The organism is Fretibacter rubidus (genome assembly GCF_041429785.1).
In the GTDB taxonomy this organism is placed as follows: Bacteria; Pseudomonadota; Alphaproteobacteria; order Caulobacterales; family Maricaulaceae; genus Fretibacter; species Fretibacter rubidus.
On sequence record NZ_CP163423.1, the window covers coordinates 3,177,721 to 3,198,577 of the forward strand.

General features: G+C 51.8%; 19 protein-coding genes. 11 read left to right on the plus strand and 8 right to left on the minus strand.

Annotation, left to right across the window (positions count from 1 at the left end; translation table 11 throughout):
- Positions 1-26 precede the first annotated feature (26 nt).
- From AB6B37_RS14700 to rfbA, 7 genes are all read left to right on the plus strand, one after another.
- On the plus strand, positions 27-3,428 hold the full coding sequence (locus AB6B37_RS14700) for a glycoside hydrolase family 99-like domain-containing protein (protein ID WP_371396600.1): 3,402 nt from the start codon (positions 27-29) through the stop codon (positions 3,426-3,428).
- The gene (locus AB6B37_RS14705; protein ID WP_371396601.1) at positions 3,425-4,234 is read left to right on the plus strand and encodes an ABC transporter permease; all 810 of its coding nucleotides are present in this window, start codon (positions 3,425-3,427) and stop codon (positions 4,232-4,234) included. The genes AB6B37_RS14700 and AB6B37_RS14705 overlap by 4 nt, the downstream gene beginning before the upstream one ends.
- Positions 4,224-5,642, plus strand: a complete 1,419-nt coding sequence (locus AB6B37_RS14710) for an ABC transporter ATP-binding protein (RefSeq protein WP_371396603.1) — start codon at positions 4,224-4,226, stop codon at positions 5,640-5,642. The genes AB6B37_RS14705 and AB6B37_RS14710 overlap by 11 nt, the downstream gene beginning before the upstream one ends.
- Positions 5,643-5,764: 122 nt before the next feature.
- Positions 5,765-6,334 (plus strand): dTDP-4-dehydrorhamnose 3,5-epimerase, encoded by a 570-nt coding sequence (rfbC, locus tag AB6B37_RS14715; RefSeq protein WP_371396604.1) that lies wholly within the window; start codon positions 5,765-5,767, stop codon positions 6,332-6,334.
- A gap of 60 nt (positions 6,335-6,394) precedes the next feature.
- Entirely contained in the window at positions 6,395-7,444 is a 1,050-nt protein-coding gene (rfbB, locus tag AB6B37_RS14720; protein WP_371396605.1) for a dTDP-glucose 4,6-dehydratase, read from the plus strand.
- Positions 7,444-8,313 carry a dTDP-4-dehydrorhamnose reductase gene (gene rfbD / locus AB6B37_RS14725; protein ID WP_371396606.1) on the plus strand — a complete coding sequence of 290 codons (870 nt, stop codon included), beginning with the start codon at positions 7,444-7,446 and terminating at the stop codon, positions 8,311-8,313. Before rfbB ends, rfbD begins: the two co-directional genes overlap by 1 nt.
- A gap of 36 nt (positions 8,314-8,349) precedes the next feature.
- Entirely contained in the window at positions 8,350-9,228 is an 879-nt protein-coding gene (gene rfbA / locus AB6B37_RS14730) for a glucose-1-phosphate thymidylyltransferase RfbA (protein ID WP_371398466.1), read from the plus strand.
- Here the strand turns inward: rfbA and AB6B37_RS14735 are convergent.
- Complete coding sequence (locus AB6B37_RS14735; RefSeq protein WP_371396607.1) at positions 9,225-10,733, minus strand: glycoside hydrolase family 99-like domain-containing protein; 1,509 nt, start codon at positions 10,731-10,733, stop codon at positions 9,225-9,227. The two genes, rfbA and AB6B37_RS14735, sit on opposite strands and share 4 nt — an antisense overlap.
- 93 nt (positions 10,734-10,826) lie before the next feature.
- On the opposite strand from AB6B37_RS14735, the gene AB6B37_RS14740 reads away from it, so the two are divergent.
- On the plus strand, positions 10,827-11,441 hold the full coding sequence (locus AB6B37_RS14740; protein WP_371396609.1) for a class I SAM-dependent methyltransferase: 615 nt from the start codon (positions 10,827-10,829) through the stop codon (positions 11,439-11,441).
- A 2-nt stretch (positions 11,442-11,443) separates the two neighbouring features.
- Here the strand turns inward: AB6B37_RS14740 and AB6B37_RS14745 are convergent, their stop codons facing one another.
- From AB6B37_RS14745 to AB6B37_RS14765, 5 genes are read right to left on the minus strand one after another with little or no spacing between them, the layout of a single operon-like run.
- Positions 11,444-12,568, minus strand: a complete 1,125-nt coding sequence (locus tag AB6B37_RS14745; protein ID WP_371396610.1) for a glutathione S-transferase family protein — start codon at positions 12,566-12,568, stop codon at positions 11,444-11,446.
- A gap of 2 nt (positions 12,569-12,570) precedes the next feature.
- A complete protein-coding gene (locus tag AB6B37_RS14750; protein WP_371396611.1) occupies positions 12,571-13,401 on the minus strand; it encodes a crotonase/enoyl-CoA hydratase family protein in 831 nt (276 codons plus the stop codon).
- A gap of 8 nt (positions 13,402-13,409) precedes the next feature.
- The gene (locus AB6B37_RS14755) at positions 13,410-14,549 is read right to left on the minus strand and encodes a DUF2855 family protein (RefSeq protein ID WP_371396612.1); all 1,140 of its coding nucleotides are present in this window, start codon (positions 14,547-14,549) and stop codon (positions 13,410-13,412) included.
- Positions 14,550-14,981 carry a DUF1330 domain-containing protein gene (locus AB6B37_RS14760; protein ID WP_371396613.1) on the minus strand — a complete coding sequence of 144 codons (432 nt, stop codon included), beginning with the start codon at positions 14,979-14,981 and terminating at the stop codon, positions 14,550-14,552.
- Entirely contained in the window at positions 14,981-15,871 is an 891-nt protein-coding gene (locus tag AB6B37_RS14765; RefSeq protein WP_371396614.1) for an SDR family oxidoreductase, read from the minus strand. The genes AB6B37_RS14760 and AB6B37_RS14765 overlap by 1 nt, the downstream gene beginning before the upstream one ends.
- A 103-nt stretch (positions 15,872-15,974) precedes the next feature.
- Here AB6B37_RS14765 and AB6B37_RS14770 point away from each other — a divergent pair, with 103 nt between their 5' ends.
- Together AB6B37_RS14770 and AB6B37_RS14775 are read left to right on the plus strand one after the other, a co-directional pair.
- On the plus strand, positions 15,975-16,508 hold the full coding sequence (locus tag AB6B37_RS14770) for a PadR family transcriptional regulator (protein ID WP_371396615.1): 534 nt from the start codon (positions 15,975-15,977) through the stop codon (positions 16,506-16,508).
- 103 nt (positions 16,509-16,611) lie between these two features.
- Positions 16,612-17,337, plus strand: coding sequence for a porin family protein (locus tag AB6B37_RS14775; RefSeq protein WP_371396616.1), 726 nt, complete (start codon positions 16,612-16,614; stop codon positions 17,335-17,337).
- A 10-nt stretch (positions 17,338-17,347) separates the two neighbouring features.
- Here the strand turns inward: AB6B37_RS14775 and AB6B37_RS14780 are convergent, their stop codons facing one another.
- Together AB6B37_RS14780 and AB6B37_RS14785 are read right to left on the minus strand one after the other, a co-directional pair.
- A complete protein-coding gene (locus tag AB6B37_RS14780) occupies positions 17,348-19,180 on the minus strand; it encodes an ABC transporter ATP-binding protein/permease (RefSeq protein WP_371396617.1) in 1,833 nt (610 codons plus the stop codon).
- Between the two features lie 32 nt (positions 19,181-19,212).
- A complete protein-coding gene (locus AB6B37_RS14785; RefSeq protein WP_371396618.1) occupies positions 19,213-20,151 on the minus strand; it encodes an SDR family oxidoreductase in 939 nt (312 codons plus the stop codon).
- On the opposite strand from AB6B37_RS14785, the gene AB6B37_RS14790 reads away from it, so the two are divergent.
- Positions 20,150-20,857, plus strand: a complete 708-nt coding sequence (locus tag AB6B37_RS14790; RefSeq protein WP_371396619.1) for a tetratricopeptide repeat protein — start codon at positions 20,150-20,152, stop codon at positions 20,855-20,857. The genes AB6B37_RS14785 and AB6B37_RS14790 overlap by 2 nt on opposite strands.

Here is a 20,857-nt window from a genome sequence, read left to right on the forward strand (position 1 = left end):
CCTGGATTTTAAAAGGAGGCAGCCCCGTGAGCGTTACATCATCGCTGCAATCCCTTTTAGATTTATTGAACAAAAACCCATCGGCACAGGCCTTATCACCAGCTGAGCGGCTACAGATTGAACAGGGCTTGCGCACCGCTCTCGCGCAAAGCCAGTCCTTACAGGACCAGTCTGCACGTCTTGAGGCCGAACTGGCTCAGATGAAACGTAGCCGCTCTTGGCGCGTGACCGCACCCCTTAGAGCGTTTCGCCGTGGCTCACAGGTGAGGGCCACAGCCAGTTCCGAAGCGCCGCCGCGCGATATGTCTCCAATCGCTCCGCACTATGTGTCGCCGACTATGCGGGATGTGCCAAACAGTTTGGCCGCTAGCCTTTATGCCTTTTACCTCCCCCAATTTCATGCCATTGCAGAGAATGATAAATGGTGGGGCGAGGGGTTTACGGAATGGACAAATGTCCGCCCCGCTAAGGCCCAATTTAGCGGCCATGACCAACCGCATATACCTGACGACGCTGCGGGCCTGGGCTATTACGATCTCACGGATAAGTCGGTTATGGCCCGTCAGATAGAGATGGCCAAAGCGCACGGTGTTGAAGGGTTCTGTTTTTACTTTTATTGGTTCGCGGGCCATAGATTGTTGGAACAACCGCTTTTAAATCTACTTGATGACCCCACACTCGATGTGCCGTTTATGCTGTGCTGGGCGAATGAAAATTGGTCGCGGCGTTGGGATGGGCGTGATGATGATGTCCTTATGGCGCAAGACCATAGCGCGGAAGATGATATTGCTTTTATCAGCTATGTCTCCAAATATTTAAAAGATCCGCGCTATCGCCGTATTGATGGAAAGCCTGTGCTGCTGGTTTACCGTCCGATTGAACTGCCCGATGCCAAAGCAACAGCTGCGCGGTGGCGGGATTGGTGCCGTGATAATGGGGTCGGCGATATTTATCTCGCCTATACCCAAAGCTTTGAAAATAATGACCCGCGCGATTACGGCTTTGACGGCGCGGTGGAATTTCCGCCCAACAATTCAAATCCGCCCGATGTGACCGACCACATTATGGATGTCGCGGATGATTTCATAGGCAAGATTTACGATTGGGATATTTTCCCTACGCGGTCTGATAATTATAGGACCAAGGATTATCCGCTGTTCCGTTCTGTCTGTCCGGGATGGGATAATACGGCGCGGCGCAAAAAAAACGGGACTGTGTTTATCAATAATACGCCCGCGCGTTACAGCCATTGGCTGCGCAATGCTGTGATCGATAGCGCGCAAAATCACGCGGCAGGCAATAGGTTAGTTTTCATTAATGCGTGGAACGAATGGGCGGAAGGTGCGCATTTGGAACCGGATGCCTCTAACGGCTTTGCTTATTTGACCGCCACACGCGACACGCTTCTCGCGCTTGACGAAGACACGCTAGAGCGCGCGGTGGATGCGGTCATTACGAAGTCCCAAAAAAGAATTGTTATCGTGACCCATGACGCCCATCCAATGGGCGCGCAGATATTGTCGCTTAACTTGCGCAAAACACTACAAGAGGATTATGGCTATGGCGTGGATTTCGTTACGCTCGGCGATGGTCCGATGATGGATGATTACCGCGCGCTAGATAATTTCCATGATTTATCAGGCCATGCCCCCGATAGCCCAGCGGCGCGCGATGTCGCGCAGACGCTGAAAGCGAACGCCGATATCGCCATATGCAACACCACAGTCTCAGGCCTCTATGCCGCGATCTTGAAAAAGGCCGGGTTTAAAGTCGTCTCGCTCGTACATGAGCTGGAAAAGATCATACGCGATAATAATCTGGACAATCACGCCGACGCTATTGCAGCCCATGTCGACACGGTCGTCTTTCCCGCTCCTCTGGTACAGACATCGTTTCAAAAGTTTACGGGGCCGCTTGGCGATAAAGCAGTCATCTGTCCACAAGGCGCCTATAAACGCAACCGCTTTACGACTGAGGCCATGCGCGCAAAGGCGGGCAATGACCTGCGTGACAGTCTCGGGCTACCGCGCTCATCCCGCATAATTTTAGGGGTTGGTTATGCTGATCACCGCAAAGGGTATGATTTATTCCTCCAAGCCGCAGAGGCGCTGGCGGTCAATCAGGCTCACATTGTATTTGTTTGGATGGGCCATCATGACCCTGATACCCAAGCCCGTTATAAACCGCGCGTTGGTGCCCTAATCAAAGCTGGGAACCTTGTGCTTCCCGGGCGCGTGGATGACACGGATATGTATTATGCGGGGGCGGATGTTTATTTACTGACCTCGCGCGAAGATCCCTATCCCTCCACAGTGTTAGAGGCGCTTGATGTGGGATTGCCCGTGATTGGCTTTGACGGTGCAACGGGCACAGTTGATTTAATCCATGCGCACCGCGGGCATATCGTGCCAGCCTTTGATGTGGCGGCTCTTGTCGCTGCAGCCAAGCGTATGCTTATTACGGCTGGGCCAAATATGCGCAATGATATCGCGGCCCGGTTTCATGCCCGCGATGATGTGTCGTTTACGGGTTATGTCGGCAAACTATTGGGTCTTCTGGGGGAGGCTGTGACAGCGCCACAAACACCGTCTGTTTCTGTTGTCATCCCCAATTATAATTACGCGCATTATCTGCCTGCGCGGGTGCAATCCGTTACGGACCAAACAGTGCCTGTGACGGAATTAATCCTACTTGATGATTGCTCCACCGATAACAGCCGCGCGGTAATGGATGACATTCAGCTTGATTTAAATATTCCCGTAACGCGCCTTGATAATGAAAAGAATAGCGGCTCAGTCTTTGCGCAGTGGCGTCGCGGCGTCGCAGCAGCAAGCGGTGATTTCGTCTGGATTGCAGAGGCCGATGATTTGGCAGAGCCAGAGTTTCTTGCAAAATTATTACCGCTGATGCGAAAAAAAAATGTTGTTATGGCCTATTGCCAATCTAAACAAATCGACAAGGATGGGCGTGTGACAGCCGCTGATTATCATGGCTATACCGACGCAATTCATCCCACGCAGTGGCGATCGGATTACACTCGTTCAGGGAACGACGAAATTACCGAGGGTTTATCGGTCAAAAACACTATTCCCAATGTGAGTGGTGTCCTCATGCGCCGCGATACTTTGCTCACGATACTGAACGCGCATTTTGACCATATTAAACAATTCCGTGTCGCCGGCGATTGGGCGCTCTATGTGCATATGTTGGGGCTTGGGGATATTGCCTTTGTGTCCGATGCGCTAAACCTACATCGTCGTCATGATGACAGCGTCACCCTGTCTCGTTTTGGCCGTGCAGAGTTAGAGGCGATAAAATCGATGCAAGATTATGTCGCTGCTCATTACGATGTGCCAAAGCCGATGCGCGGTAAAGCGAAAGCCTATATCGCAGAGCTGTCTGCCCAATTTAGCGTGGACGCGTCATGAGCCGAGATAAGCAAAAAGCGACCAAAGGCCAATACCGCGTGATTATCCCGCAATTAATTAGGCGTGAAATATCGGAACGTTACCGCGGCTCTGTGCTAGGGATTTTATGGTCGCTGATCACGCCGCTTATCTTGCTTGCGGTTTACACATTTGTCTTTGGCATATTGTTTGAGGCGCGCTGGGAAGACGCCTTGCCGGGCGCGTCCAATTTGCAATTTGCGATGATATTATTCGCAGGTCTAACCGTGTTTCAATTATTTGCTGACGTGCTCACCCGCGCGCCGACCTTGATTTTATCGCATAGTAATTATGTCAAAAAAGTCGTCTTTCCGCTGGAGGTTCTCGTGCCGGTCTCACTGGGCTCGGCGCTGTTTCATGCGATGATTAGCTTTATTATTTTACTGGTGCTGGTTATCACACTCACTGGCCGTATTCCGCTAACCGCGCTTTTATTCCCTGTTGTGTTAATCCCCTTTTGTGTGATGATTGTGGGTCTTGCGTGGGGTCTTGCGGCTATTGGGGTTTACTTACGCGATATTGGTCAGATTATCGGCACGTTCGTTACGGCGATGATGTTCCTCGCCCCTATATTTTACCCGCCGTCTGTCATCCCCGATTGGGCTAGTCCTTATGTGGCGATGAACCCCATTGTTGTGCCCGTCAACGCGATCCGCGATATTCTTGTTTTTGGCCGTATGCCCGATTGGTCGGCGCTCGGTATTTACAGTGCGGTGTCAGTTATCATGTGTATTGGCGGATTATATATCTTCCAAAAAACGCGCAAAGGATTTGCCGATGTCCTTTGATGACACGATTATAAAAACGACGGGCCTGACGAAACATTACCTGATGTTCAAACGGCCCGAAGACCGCTTAAAGCAAATGATTGTGCCGCGCTTAAAACGGCTCGTGACGAAAACGCCTGATAATTATTACCGCGTTTTTGAAGCAGTGCGCGACGTTAATTTGGATATTAAGCGCGGGCAGACTGTGGGCATTATTGGCCGCAACGGCTCTGGTAAATCGACAATGTTGCAAATGATATGCGGCACTTTGCAACCCACATCGGGTAATCTGTCTGTAGGCGGGCGGATTGCGGCATTACTAGAGCTTGGCGCCGGCTTTGATCCTGATTTTACGGGACGGGAAAACGTTTATATGAACGGCGCGATTATTGGCCTGTCTAAGGCCGAGATTGACGCACGCTTTGATACGATTGCTGCCTTTGCCGATATTGGCGATTTCATTGACCAGCCTGCGAAAACATATAGCTCTGGCATGTATGTGCGTCTGGCTTTTGCGGTGGCGATTAATTCTGATCCTGATATTTTGGTTGTCGACGAGGCGCTATCCGTCGGGGATGAAGCGTTTCAACGAAAGTGCTTTGCTCGCATTGAAGAGATACAAGCCAAAGGCGCGACGATTTTATTTGTCTCCCATAGCGCCCAATCCATTGTGAAGCTTTGTGACCGCGCAGTTTTAATGGACGGCGGGGAAGCGATATTACAAGGCAACCCCAAAGTCGTCGTCGGGCAGTATCAACGCTTGATTAATCTGTCAGGCGAAGCCGCCGTGCCCGTGCGCGCGCAGATTAAAGCAATGGATAATGACGCCGTTACAGTGGAAATCGACGCAGTCGATAGCCACAATAATGACGGTGATACCGTACCAGATATCAACGCGGCGACAGCCGATATAATGGACCCGTCATGGTTTGATCCAGGCCTTATCTCTCAATCCACCGTGTCTTATGAGAGTAAAGGCGCGACAATATCAGGGGCCGAGATATTGAACGCGGCGGGGCAGCGCGTGAACAATCTGGCCGTCGGGCGGCGTTACGCGCTGCATTATGATTTACATTTCACAAAGTCACAGAAAAATTTCGTCGTTGGCATGATGATAAAAACCAAAGAAGGCGTAGACCTTGCAGGCAGTCATAACCGCCGCATGAAAGCGCAAAAGGGCCTGACCGATCCGCGCATTATTGCTTCCGTGAAAGCGGGGGAGACCATTAAAATCAGCTTTGATTTTCGGTGCGTCTTTCGCCCTGGTCCCTATTTTATGACTTCTGGCGTGATGAGCGCGGGCGAAGTGGATTTTCTGCATAGGCTTGTAGATATGCTCGCCTTTCGCGTGATGGACGGCACTGACCCGTCTGATTGCGATGCGGGCCTGATTGCTATGGATAGTACGCTGCGCATGAGCCACGACTGATTAGCGGCAGAATTGATTGGCCCCAGAATGGATTGGTGAATGGATTGGTGACGGAATTGACTCACTGCGAGCTAGGGGCATCTTTCGCTTGACCCGATTGGGGGGGCTGACTATCCAAAGCCATGCAATTTAAAGCGCTCGATATCCCCGATGTTTACCTCATCACGCCGCGACAATTCGGCGATGACCGCGGCTATTTTATGGAAAGCTTTCGCGCCAATGTCTTTGCCGATGCCACAGGGGTGACCACGCCTTTTGTGCAAGACAATCAAAGCTATTCTTCGCAAGCCAATACGGTCCGCGGCCTACATTATCAAAGCCCGCCGCATGCCCAAGGCAAGCTCGTGCGCTGTCCTCAAGGGGCCGTGATGGATGTCGCTGTTGATATTCGCACAGGCTCAAAGACATTCGGACAATGGGTAGGGGCGTTATTGACGGCGGATAATTGTCATCAGCTTTTCGTGCCAGCGGGATTTTTGCACGGTTTTGCGACGCTCACGCCAGAGACTTATGTGCATTATAAATGCACGGATTATTACGCGGCAGAGTGTGACGGCAATGTGGCTTGGAACGATCCAGATTTGGCTATTGATTGGGGCAGGGTCCACGGCTTTGACGCATCCCAAGTCGTTTTATCAACCAAAGACGCCCGCGCGCCTTTGATGAAAGACTGGAATAATCCCTTCACATAAGTCTTTTAAACACGGCCCATGCGCGTTAGTTTGACGGTCAAATAAGACAAAGATAATCGCATGAAAATTCTTATCACAGGTGGGGCGGGTTTCATTGGCTCAGCCGTTGTGCGCCAAGCCGTGGCCTTGGGGCATAGCGTCGTGAATGTCGATGTTTTGACCTATGCGGCCAATTTGGCCAATGTGAAATCGGTTGATCAAAGCCCGCATTACGCTTTTGCGCAAATTGATATTTGCGACCTTGCGGCTCTGCGCGCGGTGTTTGATACGCACCAACCGGATGCGGTGATGCACTTGGCCGCCGAAAGCCATGTTGATCGTTCGATTGACGGACCAGGGGCGTTTATTCAAACCAATGTCATTGGCACGTTTAATATGTTGCAAGCGGCGCGCGCCTATTGGGACGGCCTGACGGGGACAAAGAAAGACAGCTTTCGCTTTCACCATGTCAGCACAGACGAAGTTTACGGCGATCTTTCGCTCGACGACCCCGCCTTTAGCGAAACCACCTCCTATGACCCCAGCTCGCCTTATTCCGCATCCAAAGCGGCATCTGATCACATCGTTCGGGCTTGGGCGCGCACTTACGGATTTCCCGTGGTGATAACCAATTGTTCTAACAATTACGGGCCGTATCAATTCCCTGAAAAGCTTATTCCTGTTGTCATTCTAAAGGCGCTACATCGACAGCCTATTCCTGTTTACGGGACAGGCGATAATATTCGCGACTGGCTTTATGTGGATGATCATGCAGACGCGCTTTTAACAGTATTATCGCGCGGAAAATTGGGCGAGACTTATAATATTGGCGGTAATAATGAACGCACGAATCTAGAGCTCGTGCATACGATTTGCGCACTGGTGGATGATTACCGAGATGATGGGTTTGACCATAAATCCCTTATTGGATTTGTCGACGACCGTCCGGGTCATGATCGCCGCTATGCGATTAACGCAGATAAAATTAAAAATGAATTGGGATGGACGCCGTCGGTTGCGTGGAATGACGGATTTAAGGCGACGCTAGATTGGTATTTGAATAATGAGACTTGGTGGCGACCGCTGGTCAAGGCAGGACAATTTGGTGATCGCATTGGGCTAAAAACATAATGCGTCTCGCGGTTATTGGAAAGACGGGTCAGCTTGCCAAAGCGATGGCCGCCCGCGCGCCAGATGCGGAATATTATGGCCGTGATGCGCTGGATTTGACTTGGAACACTCACGCGATCGAAAATTTTATCCTTAACTTGGATGTTGACGCGGTGATAATCGCAGCGGCCTATACGGCGGTAGATGCGGCGGAGACAGATAGCGATACAGCCTTTGCCGTCAATGCTGTCGCGCCGGGCATTATCGCCAAAGCTTGCGCTGATAAGAACATCGCGCTTATCCATATCTCCACGGATTATGTGTTTAACGGGCAGGGAACAACACCCTATTCCGTTGACGCGCCCACAGATCCACTGGGCGTTTACGGGGCCAGTAAATTACAGGGCGAGCAGGCGGTAACAGCCGCTTATCCCCAAGCTGCCATTGTGCGAACCAGTTGGGTTTATGACGGCACAGGCGCCAATTTTTTTAATACAATGCTGCGACTAGGCGGCACGCGCGACATGCTTTCTGTGGTGCATGACCAAATTGGCAGACCAACGTTTTCCGGCCATCTTGCGCGTGCGGTTCTAGATATGGTGCCAGCCGTGATGCGAGGTGATGTGGGCGGCGTTTTTCATGTGTCAAACACAGGCGCGCCGATCAGCTGGGCCGATTTTGCGCGCGCAATTTTTGACATTACGGCCCGTCACCGCGACCACAGCGTGACGGTGAATAATATCCCAAGCCGCGATTATCCGACCCCTGCGGCCCGTCCTGCCTATTCCGTGCTAGAGACAACCAAATTTGAGTCCCAGTTCGGCGCTTTACCCGATTGGCAGAGCGGGTTAAAAGACGCTTATAAAGAGTGGGTGACAGCACGCGCATAGGGCGCGATCAAGCCCCGCCAAACGCAGGGACATATGATGAAACGCAAAGGGATCATCCTCGCAGGGGGGAGCGGTACACGCCTTCACCCTAGCACTATTTCTGTCTCTAAACAGTTGATGCCTGTCTATGACAAGCCGATGATTTACTACCCGCTTTGCGTCCTGATGGAAGCAGGGATGCGCGACATTCTGATTATCACCACGCCCCATGACAAGCCTGCCTTTGAAAACCTGCTCCAAGACGGTACGCGCTGGGGGCTGAATATTGACTATGCTGTGCAGCCAAGCCCCGATGGTTTGGCCCAGGCGCTAATCATTGCAGAACCCTTTTTGGATGGTGCGCCCAGCGCGCTTATTCTAGGGGATAATTTATTTTTTGGCGCGGCTTTTAACAAATCTATTCGCAAAGCCAGTCAGCGCGATAATGGCGCGAGTGTCTTTGGCTACCGCGTGAAAAACCCGTCTGATTACGGGGTCGTCGGGTTTGATGACGATATGAATGTAGTCTCTCTGGTCGAAAAGCCCAAAGACCCTGATAGCCAATATGCCGTCACGGGGCTTTATTTTTACGATAACAAGGCCTCTGACTATGCTAAGCGCCTAACGCCGTCCGCGCGGGGGGAGCTTGAGATCACAGCGCTCAACCAAGTCTATCTGGATCACGGTGATTTGCGCGTCGAGATTTTAGGCGACGGAACAACATGGCTCGATACGGGCACGCACAGATCTTTGCTGCAAGCCGCGCAATTTGTCTCTGTGATTGAAGAACGCCAAGGCCAACGGATTTGTTGCCCAGAGGTCACCGCCTTTCGCAATGATTGGATTGATCGTGACCAATTAGCGGCGCTGGCTAAACCGCTCAAGAAAAGCGGTTACGGCGTTTATTTGCAAAAGGTTCTGGACGGCAAAGCCTAGCCTTTGCGAAGCACAACGCGGAAAACCCAAGTTGTGAATTTCTGCCACGGCGTTTTAGGATGGGCGTGATTAAAACGCCGCCAAATGGCCGTCTTCGCGCCGTGCCAACTGCCCGCACGCCGCATATCGTCCACCACCTCTTTGGTCTTGCCGATATCGGGCAAGATTTGTTCGCGCGGGGCATGTTCGGGCAGGGCGAGATAAGACAGATCAATAATATCCAGCCAAAAAGGCGGCTCTGACTTTGGCTTTATGTCAGCCGCCGCCATCCGCGCGCTCACGTCATTAAGACCCGCTTGCGCGCCCAAATCTTGCCGAGCGGTTTCGCGGTACTGCCATAGACCTTTAACGCTTTGATCCGTCCAATTAAATGGATGAGCGATGGGCCTGTCCAAAGTCGTGCCTGTCTTAAGGGCCTCAAGATAGTCAAAACCGTAAATATGATCGGGTTCCAAATGCGCGCCTTCGGCCCATTCATTCCAAGCATTGACAAATATAAATGGGGCCTTGGGATCACCATGTTGTACGGTCCAATCCGACAGCGCCCTGACCCAATGGGTGAATAATGCGGGGCTTGAGCCAGCAAAAACGGTCGCCGATGTGCCGCGCCGCGCGGTATTATCCCATGACGGAAAACACGACCGAAACAAAGGGTAGTCTGGTTTGGGCCGTTCCAAGGCATTGGCATAGGCCTCAAAGGCATCAAAGATACGGCCATCAAAATCATTTGCCGCTTTGCGGGCCTCTGGCGGTTTGGCGCGTGCGCTTTCCTCGGACTTTGCGTCGCGCAGATAATACATACGCGCTGCCACGCCGTGGGGCGGAAATTCTACCGCGCCGTCCATGCCAGATTTGCGCGGGTCATTAAAATGTCCAGGCTGGATAAAGGTTTCGGCCCCGACAACCATCGCGTCTTTATGACCACAGGCTTTGGCTTTGGCTTTAATGGCCTGCACCAATTTTGGTAGCTCTGGGATTTCGTCAGGACGGTAAATCAGAAACAGCGCCTTACCGCCCGCCGTGATATAACGTGGATCGGATAAATAGGGCGTAAGGTCACGGGCAAATTCATCATACCGGTCAGGATCATAATCTTGCGCAATTAAGACATGGCTTTCTTGCCCGTCCCAACGCCGCGACCAATTTTCATTCGCCCAACACAGGCAAAAGGGCATATCCAAATCAGGATTGGCGAGCATGAGGTCTGTGGGTTTTTCAAGCACACGCTCGCCGCCAAACCAGTAATAATAATGACAAAAGCCGTAAACGCCGTAGCGCTTGGCTAGATCGATTTGTGCGCGTAATGTCGCTAGCTCTGTTTGATTATATGTGTCCAAATAACCGTTATTTTTGGCGGGTAAATGGGGTTGATAATGCCCGTCAAACAGGGGCTTGGCCGGGACGACATTGCTCCATTCGGTAAAGCCTTCGCCCCACCATTCATTATTATACGGCGTTTCGTAAAATTGCGGCAAGTAAAACGCGATGGGCTTAATCAGTGACATAGCCCGCCTTACGGTTTCTGGCCGCGATTATCAATGGGCGGATAGCTGAAAGTCAGACTCGTTTTTCTGGCCGCATTGGGCTAGCGTGTAAGCATGGGATTTTATCAAAAACACGTGCTGCCCTTTTGCCTCAATAAGGCCTGCGGGGTGAAACCGATTTCCAAACAGCGCCAAAAGATTGTCCCACTGGCAAGCGGGCGTGTGCTGGAAATTGGGATTGGGTCTGGATTGAACTTGCCCCATTATAATGCTGAAAATGTGACAGAAATTATCGGCGTTGACCCTGATGACCACATCTGGAAACGGTCTAAAACAATGCGCGAAGCCTGCCCCATTCCCGTGCGGCGCATTGGCCTGTCGGGCGAGCAGATTCCGATGGATGATAATACGGTGGACAGTGTCGTGGTGACCTATGCGCTTTGCACAATCCCCGATCCCGTGCGGGCGTTGCGTGAAATGGCGCGTATCTTAAAGCCGGGTGGGGCGATTTATTTTTCTGAACACGGTATGGCTCCTGATGTTTCTGTTCAAAAATGGCAAGGCCGTATCGATCCGCTGTGGAAAAAGCTGGCGGGCGGCTGCCATAGTGGGCGTGATATTCCCGACTTGTTTCAAGCGGCTGGGATTGGATTTGAGCAATTAGAGCAGATGTATATCCCTGGCCCGAAAGTGCTTTCTTATAATTATTGGGGCATTGCGCGGCCGTAAGGTTATTCCCAAACCTCTAAGTGGTCTTTGCGGGTCACGCGGTATTTGGCCGTTGATATTAGCAAGCCTTCTAAGCCGTAAGGCGAGAGATAATCGCGTGCTTTTGATTGCTCAGTGTCTGACAATGTGGCGTAAAAATCACTGACGCGTTGGCTCATATAAAACATCATTGGCGTGACAGCGGAGGTTATCGAAACATCACCATGATTAAAACTGGCCATACCAAGGACGAAAAACTTGGGATGGAGTGAGGCGCGTGTGCCAGATATGGGGACGGGCAAGGCGTTTAAAATTTCTACATTGGCCTGATATTGTGGCATGAAATATTGCCCAATATAGCTAAGGATTGGCCCCAAGGTTTCTGGTCTAGTCTCACTGGGCGAATAATAAGGCATGTCGGATAAATCATCATGAGGCAGGTTCATCCGTTCCGTCCAACGGTACATATTGGGCGCGTGATTTTTCATCAAGCCAGCCGGAACAGGGTCGCGCCCTAAATGGGCATAAAGCGAACACATCATGCTGTAATCCGCCATGGTCGGACGCGGGCTCAAAAAATAGGGATGCCGCACGAAATGCGGATCAAGGAGGCTAAGCAGCTCTAAATAACTGCGCTCTACCTCTGGAATTGTTTCCGCGGTGACCCCTAACATCGGCAGAAAACCAGAGAACTTTTTTATAGCCTTATCAACGCCCGCGCGCTGCTGCTCTGAAGCGTCAGGGCCAAGCCCTGCGCTAAAGCCGTGAGTGATGAAACCGTTGGTCTGGTCTGGAAAGCTCCAGCGGTAATGCATGGCGGGGCGGGTGAGACCCAAATCGCCAAAAACTTCAAATATAAGCGCAAGTAAGTGGGTGAGGGCGTCATCCGGATAGGCGCTGACGCGCGGCGACACATGCGCTTCAAAATAATCAATAATATCGGTTGTATCTTGGACAATCGTGCCGTCTGCCGTTTCAATGACGGGGATAATATTGCGCCCGATTTTGGGCACAATATGGTTTACGAAATGCGGGTCAGAGACGGCGGCCTCTTCAAAGGGGATGTGGTTTTTGATCAGATAAGATCTAACCTTACCCGTGAACATCGAAATTTTCGCCCCATAAAGGCGGATGGGGCGGTCGCTCACGACTATGCGCTCTTGATGGGCGGCAGGTCTTCAAACTTCCCGTCACGTTTTTGCGCTTTGGCTTGCATGGCTTCCATCATTTCAGACGGGATTAACATCGACATATTCCACACGGCAATATTATCCAGCGCGTCCGATGTGTCGTGGTCACGCGAATAGGTAATGGCGCGTTTACAGCCGTAGACCGCCAGCGGTGGCTTTGCGGCGATGTCGCGCGCCATATCCATAACGGCGGTCATCATCGCCTCTTTATCTTTATAGACCGCGTTGAAAAGTCCGCGGTCCTTACATTCATTCGCCATCATTTTTCGGCCCGTATAGGCCAGCTCTCGCACGATGCCCTCGGGCATATGATTTAAGATACGCGGGAACGTCCCGACATCGGCAGTCATACCGACGATAATCTCGTAAATCGTGATGAAGCTGTCCTTTGTGCCGTAACGCATGTCGCACGCCGTGATAAGATCAACACCGCCGCCGTAACATCCGCCTTGAATAGCGGCTAGCACGGGGACGCGGCATTGCTCTATCGCGGTGAAACTGTCTTGGAGGCGCTTCACATTAGAGTAAAACCCAGCGCCGTATTGCGGATGGTTTTTATCCGTTGGGCCCGCAATATCGGTGAACATGCCAATATCAATACCCGCAGAAAAAACAGGCCCGTCTGCGGATAGGACAATCACGCGGGCTTTGGCGTTTTCATCAATATCACGGATAATCGCGGGCAGTTCTTCCCAAAACGCCGTAATCATAGCGTTGCGCTTTTCAGGGCGGCTCATCACGATGTGGGCGATATTGTCTTTAATATCAACGGTGAAACATTGGTAGCTCATGACGGCTCCTATAGGGAAAAGAGGGTGGATTTGGACGGGTCAACAACCCCGTTCAGCAGGTCTTTATAGGTCGACAAAACCGCCTCTATGCCCTTGCCATGCTCAACAGATAGCCAGTCACTCGCGCTATCGCAAAACGGCATCCAGCGTTCACCAAGTTTCTGTGCAAAGCCGTCTGCGCCCCAATCGGCAAAGCGTTGCTTGGCTTGGTCGGGGGCAAAAAACATGACGGCTGGTGCGCCTTTTGTGACTTTGGGCGGTTTTACACCCTGCCAATGGGATTTTCCGACCATGCAATTATAGACGATATTCTCGCCGAAATGGGCGTAGACGCTGGCCATAACTTCGCCGTTCCCCGCCATATCAACCACAGCCGTTTTCACAGACGGGTCAAGCGAGGCGATATCGTCATAAGCGATGACATCATCATAAAACCCTGTACCCGCGACAAAATCTTTATTCCCCGCACCGGTCAATCCCGCGACATTAATATTGCTGCGTTGTTTTAAACAAAAGGCCGTGCCGAGCGCGGTCTTGGAGCTCGCGGATAGAAGCAAGACTTGCTGCGCGCCAAAGAAATTCTCTCGTGCAAGAAAATCATCGATGAGAAAGCTGGTTGTAAATAAGGGCCGCAAGATGGGCTGCAAATCCTGATGCGCGCCAAAGCTGGGGTCCGCTTTGGTGAAGCTATAGCTATTATAAACACTATGGAGTTGCGTGCGGTGATCCGCGCCGTCTTGAAATCCGCGTGGGGATAGTTTGACGGGCTTCAAATCCATCGCCCCCGCAACAGGGAAAAATCCGTAAATCTGCGTGCCTACTGTGATGTTATCAACACGGCTTTCGGTGACTGTGCCGTAGCCCCAAATCGGCATACGGCCCCAGCGCACGTCATCACTTTCTTCGATCATCAGGTCGTAATGGGCGGGGTCAAAATAATGCCAATATCCGATTTGATCGCCCGTTACCATATAGGTCACATTATTGGCGGTCAGCGCCCAAGGGCCAATTTTAAGCCGAATATGATCAGGCTCAAGCGCGCCAAGATCGCTATCGACCAGGGCGACTTCAGCAAAATCTTTGCGGTTCACCAGCAGGGTTTGTGTTTCCAAGGTTTGTGTCTCCAAGGTTTGTGTCTCGAGGCTCATTTAAAATACTCCGCTATTATCACATGAAATCAACAGTTGCCCCGCAAGGCCTGCGCGTCTGTGTTTATGAATTTTACGGTAGGCGTCACTGCTGACCGTATCAAACATGGTCTGGGCGTCGGGATATTCAAAGATGGCCACCGCGTCCCATTCATCCCCCGTCCCGATTAACATCGCATTGGCCGCGCCGCCAAACACAGCGCCGCCGTCAATGCTGCTGTCTTTGACCATTTGCGCGAAAGCGCTGGCATAGCGGTTATAGGCCTCGCGGCCCGATATATCGTTGTCAGGATTGCTTTGGCCGTCTTTATACGTCGCGCGGTCTTTGAACTTTAAAAGGTTCAGCATAAACACTGGTTGCCCCGCTTTGGCGTGACCCAGAAAGGCCTTGATCTGCTCAGGCGTTGGATCGAGCTCGTTCAGTGTTGCCATTATTTATAGCCCGGATGCTGCATGACATTGGATTTTGATTTCTTGAGCCACGCATCTGGCACAAAGAAATCCGCCGCCAACGGCCCGTCATAACCCGGCTGATTATATTGTTTGAAATCTGTTGTGCCCGTATCGGCCAGAATAAATTCATCAATGACAAATTGGCCTGTGTAATCGGCGCTGGGCTGTGTCACAACGTGATAGGCGGCATCGGCCATAATCTCTGGCGTGCGGCTCATTTTGGCCATGCTGTCCCCGCCCAGTACATTGCGCACGGCGGCCGTATCAATCGACGTCATCGGCCAAAGCGAATTAACCGCAATACCGTCGCTTCTAAATTCTTCGGCCATCCCTAAGGTGCATAGGCTCATGCCGTATTTTGCCATTGTATAGGCCGTGTGATGCTTGAACCATTTGGCCGACATATCCAGCGGCGGCGCAATATTAAGGATATGGGCGTTGTTGGATTTCTTTAAATGGGGATGACATTTTTGCGAAAGCATAAAGGTGCCGCGTGCATTCACGCCGTTCATGAGGTCATAGCGTTTCATCGGCGTGGCCGTGGTCGGGGTCAAAGAAATCGCACTGGCATTATTAATACAAATATCAACCCCGCCAAATTTATCCACACACTCACCCACAGCCTTATCCACATTGGCTTCGTCGCGAATATCGCAAATCACAGGCAAGGCTTTCACGCTGTGGGCTTTGCCTGCCTCTTCAATCTCGGCGGCGGCGGTGTAAATCGTGCCGGGTAGCTTTGGATGCGGTTCTGCCGTCTTGGCGGCAATACAGACATTCGCCCCATGGGCGGCCAGCTTTTTCGCCATCGCCAAACCAATGCCGCGCGACCCGCCCGACATAAACACTGTTTTTCCCTGTAAAGTCATGCTTTTTCCTTTATGGTTTTACCTATTGATATGCATATATGTGCATAAGGACAAGGGCGGCGATGAAAAACTCGCGCGCGCATTCTGGTGGGAGGACATTATCATGGCGTTATCCGAGGCAATCTTAGTCTGTCTGACAGAACGCCCGATGAGCGGTTATGATTTGGCGAAAAACTTCGATGCCTCAATCGGCTTTTTCTGGCGGGCCAGCCACCAACAAATCTACCGTGAATTAGGCAAGTTGCGTGAACGTGGCTTGGTCGAGAGCCAAGAGATTTCACAAAGCGGAAAACCCAACCGTATTGTGCACACAATAACCGATGCGGGGCGAGAGTCCTTACGCAGCTGGTCGGTCAAACCTGCGCGCCAGCCTTCGATAAAAGATGAACTACTGGTCAAATTTTACGCGCTTGATGGCGTTGATATACCCGCCTTCATTGAACAATTATCGATGCGGTTGGAACAACACCAGACAAAGCTAGTGAAATATCACCGCATTAAAACCCGTCATTTCGACGGTAAAAACCTATCGCTAAACCAAAAGGGCAAATTAATTGCGCTAGAGCTTGGGATTGATCAAGAACATCATCATATCTTGCGCCTCCAAGAAGCGATGGAAAAAGTCCGCGCGCTTTAATGCCAACTTAGCCTCATTGCTAAATTGGCACGAAACTTGAACCTGTGACCGTTATATGACTGTCCAAATCTGGATTGTCCCATGACGCAACACAGGGGTTCCCATGCGTATTATCCTACTCACAAGCTGTGCTTTGGCACTATCGGCCTGCACATCATCTGATCTATTTTCACCCCAAAGCTGGAATCAGAACGCGCAATCTTACAACACACATTCACAGAGCGCCCAACACGGAACCTATAACGGTTATAACCAAGCGCATCACGGCGCACAAAACAGCTATGTTTATCCCGGTCACCAAACGGCCTTTGGTGCGCCTGTCTATGTTAATCCGCAGGGTTACGCCGTGCCTCATTACGGGCAAGCCGCGCATCACGGGGCCTATCATGGCCGCCCGGGCGTGCCAGCGTTACGGGGGCGATCTCAGCCTCGCGTTTACGGCAATTTGGGCTTTATCCATTATGACGTAGACGGTGAAACCGACGGCGCAATCGCGCGGCTCGGTGTGCAAAATGGCTATCTGGGTGCAGAAATTGAAGCGTCGTCCAGTATTTCTGACGAGCGCGATGTCGATGTTGATTATTCCGTCGCAGCCTTCGGCGTATTGCGCGCACCGGTGTCGCCTCGCTTAAATCTATTGGCTCGCGCAGGTTACGGCACGGCAGAGATTAACAATAGCATTGATGCAGACGGCTTTGCCTATGGTGCAGGCGCGGAATATAATTTCGACGCCCATAACGGCTTGCGTTTGGATTACACGCGATATGAACTTGATCAAGGTTTAGAAGGCGCGGATAGCGTATCAGCCACATTCGTGCGCCGTTTCTAAATCCCTATTATCATGCGTCTACGGGCTCTGACTGCTGCTCCCACAGCTGCGCATAGAGCCCGTTTTTCGCGAGCAACGCATCATGTGTGCCCTGTTCTACAACGCGGCCATTATCTAGCACGATAATCTTATCAGCGCCCGTAATTGTCGTCAGCCTATGTGCGATAATCAGCGTGGTACGACCCTTGGACGCCGTATCAAGCGCGTCTTGTATGTCGCGTTCCGTCGTATTATCCAGCGCCGATGTGGCCTCGTCTAAGAATAGGATGGGCGGATTTTTCAATAGCGTTCGAGCAATCGCGACGCGTTGCTTCTCACCGCCTGATAATTTTAGACCGCGTTCCCCGACCATAGTGTCATAGCCTTTGGGAAGGCCTTCGATAAAATCATGGATTTGCGCTGCGCGCGCCGCGTCTTCAATCTGGGCTCGCGTGGCCCCGTCTTTGGCATAGGCGATATTATAGCCAATGGTGTCATTAAACAAAACCGTGTCTTGGGGCACAATACCAATTGCGCGGCGCACAGAAGCTTGGGTCAGGGTCGACAGCTTTTGTCCGTCAATTGTGACTGACCCTTTGCTGATATCGTAAAAGCGAAATAAAATCCGCGATATAGTGGACTTGCCTGCACCCGTTGGCCCGACCAGGGCAACCTTCTCGCCCGGCGCAATGGAAAAGGACACATCGTGCAAAATGGGCCGGTTTTCATCATAGTGAAAATCAACGTGATTAAACTCTATCGCCCCTTTGACACCCGTTAAATTCACGGCATCAGGCGCGTCTATAATCTCTGGCGTTAAATCTAGCAGAGAAAACATCTTCTCCATATCGGTCAGCGCTTGTTTAATCTCGCGGTAAGCAAAACCAAGGATATTCAGCGGGCGGTAAATTTGCATCATGACAAGGACAACGGTGGTAATCTCACCAATCGTCATCTCGCCTTTAAAAATCCCGCGCGCCGCCAAAAGCACAACAAGGATAAGGCCAAGGTTCATCAAAAAAGATTGACCAATATTAACGGTCGCCAGCGATGTGCGCGATTTTATCGCCGCCTTTTGATAGCCCTCCATGGCAACATCATAACGCCCCTTTTCCATATCTTCGGCGCTGAAATATTTCACTGTTTCATAATTCAAAAGACTATCGATCGCGCGGGCATTGGCCTCGGTATCTTTTTTGTTCATATCGCGGCGAAAGCGTAGCCGCCATTCTGTCGTCATAACCGTAAACGCAATATAGCTGAGCGTGACGACGACAGCGACCACCGCAAATTCCCAACTAAACGCCGCCCAAAAGGCAACGGCAACAATGACAAGCTCGAGCAGTGTTGGCCCAATGTTAAAGAGCAAAAACCGAAACAGAAAATCAATCGACCGAATACCGCGCTCTATGACGCGCGACAGACCGCCGGTGCGTTTTTCAAGATGATAGCGCAACGATAATTTATGCAAATGCGCAAAGGTGGCCGTGGCGACTTCGCGTTGCGCGCGCTGCCCAACGGGGGCGAAAATATATTCACGTCCCTCTGAAATCATCACAGAAAATAACCGAAATCCGCCGTAGCCTAGCACCAATGCGATAATGCCAATCCACATGACATCGGTCACAGAGGCGCTGTCATTCGCCGCGCTAATCGCGTCCACGGTCTTACCAAGGAAAAACGGCGCGGCGACAGAAATAAATTTACCACCGACAGTCAGGATAATAGCCAGAATAATCCGAACTTTGGATCCCACACTATCTTTGCGCCACAGATAAGGCCACAGTCGCCCAAAACTGCGCAATTGATAAAGCAGCGATTGCTCGGTTTCTTTATCAACGGGTGTAGTGGATGGGGGCGACATTAGACCTAGATGGGGGCGGGGGGCGTGATTGTCTAGGGCTTTGATGAAAGCGTTTTAGAGATAGCGCGAAGCCCTGCTTTGTAATCGCCGTATTGGGGCGACCAATTTAAATCACGGCGGGCGCGGCTAATGTCCACGCGTTTTGTCTCAGAATAAAAACTGCGGGCCATATTTGAAATCTCTGGATCGTCAATTGTGGTCTCTGGCGCGCGTGGGACACCGAGCAAGTCCGCGGCAAAATGCAAGACATCTTGGGGCGGGGCGGGGTGTCCGTCGGCGATATTATAAATGGTCATGGGGTTGGGTGCATCAATGCTGGCCATCACTGCGCTCGCGATGTCGTTCACATGAATGCGGTTAACGATGTGGTCGGGCTTTATCACCGCGCGGGCAGACCCTGCGCGTAGCTTGTCAAAGGGATGACGCGACGTGCCGTATATGTCTGGCCCGTAAATGCCGGCTAGACGAAAAATATGTACAGGCCAGTCGGTCTCAAGCCATGCAAGCTCGGCTTCGACCCGCGCCCGTCCGCGCTTAGTCGTGGGATATAATAATTCATCTTCAAACACCCATTGCCCCTGCCTATCGCCATACACGGATGTCGCCGAAAGATAGCCAACCCATAGGGGCCGTGCAGACAGGGCAGCGTTGCCCAACAGCGAGGCAAAGGGGTCTATGCCGTTTTTGGGCGGAATAGAGGATAGAATATGAGAGGCTGACCTGACCGTGCTCGACAGTTCATCTGTCATGGCGCCGTCAAAAAATACGGGGGTGATACCCAGCGCAATCAGTTGTGCTTTTTGCGCGTCACGGCGATATGTTGCGTTGATAGAAAAACCGGCAGCCTTTAACGGGTCCAACACCGCTTTCGCGCAATAGCCAAACCCCAGCAGCAGCATATGTTTATCTGACGGCAATTTAATGCAGCTTCGTATTGTCGGCGGCAGGGCGTCTTGATAGGAGGGGCACATGAAACATACCCCTTTCTTAGTCGCCCTTGTCGCGCCCGTCATGGTCTTTTTTGCGCCCGCTGCATTTGCCGCAGAGGATAGTGAGAGCACCGTGCGCCATGACCTGTTCGATTTAAAGCATAAGAAATGCCTAGAGCGTATCACAGAAGACCCGGACACAGCCTTTGAAGAGGCGATGATGTGGCGCGCAGACGGCGGCGGTCGCCGCGCGAAACATTGCGAGGCCATGGCATTGTTTGCGGTGGGCCATAAAGAAGAAGCGGCTTTCCGTCTTGATAAGCTGGCGGCCTCCCAACAAGGCGGGACGAAAGATATGCGCGCGGATTATTATTCCGAGGCCGCGAATTTGTGGCTGGTGGCCAACCTCCCCAAAGAAGCTTACCGCTCCGCGACCAATGGTTTAGAGCTGCGCCAAAGCCATATCCCGCTGCGTATTGCACGGGCGCGGGCCTATGCGCTTTTAGGGAAATATGATTTTGCGGAGACAGATTTGACGTCTGCTTTGGTGTTTGACGGCGATAATGCCGAAGCCCTGCGCTTTCGTGCTGATGCGCGCCGCAATCAAGGACAGCTAGACGCCGCAAAGCGCGATATTGACGCGGCCTTGACGTCTGATCCGACGTCTGTTGAAACCGCCCTTGTGCGGGGTGAAATTATAGAGGCCCTGCGCAAACGCGCGATGGGTGAGGGTGTGGTGACACCCTAG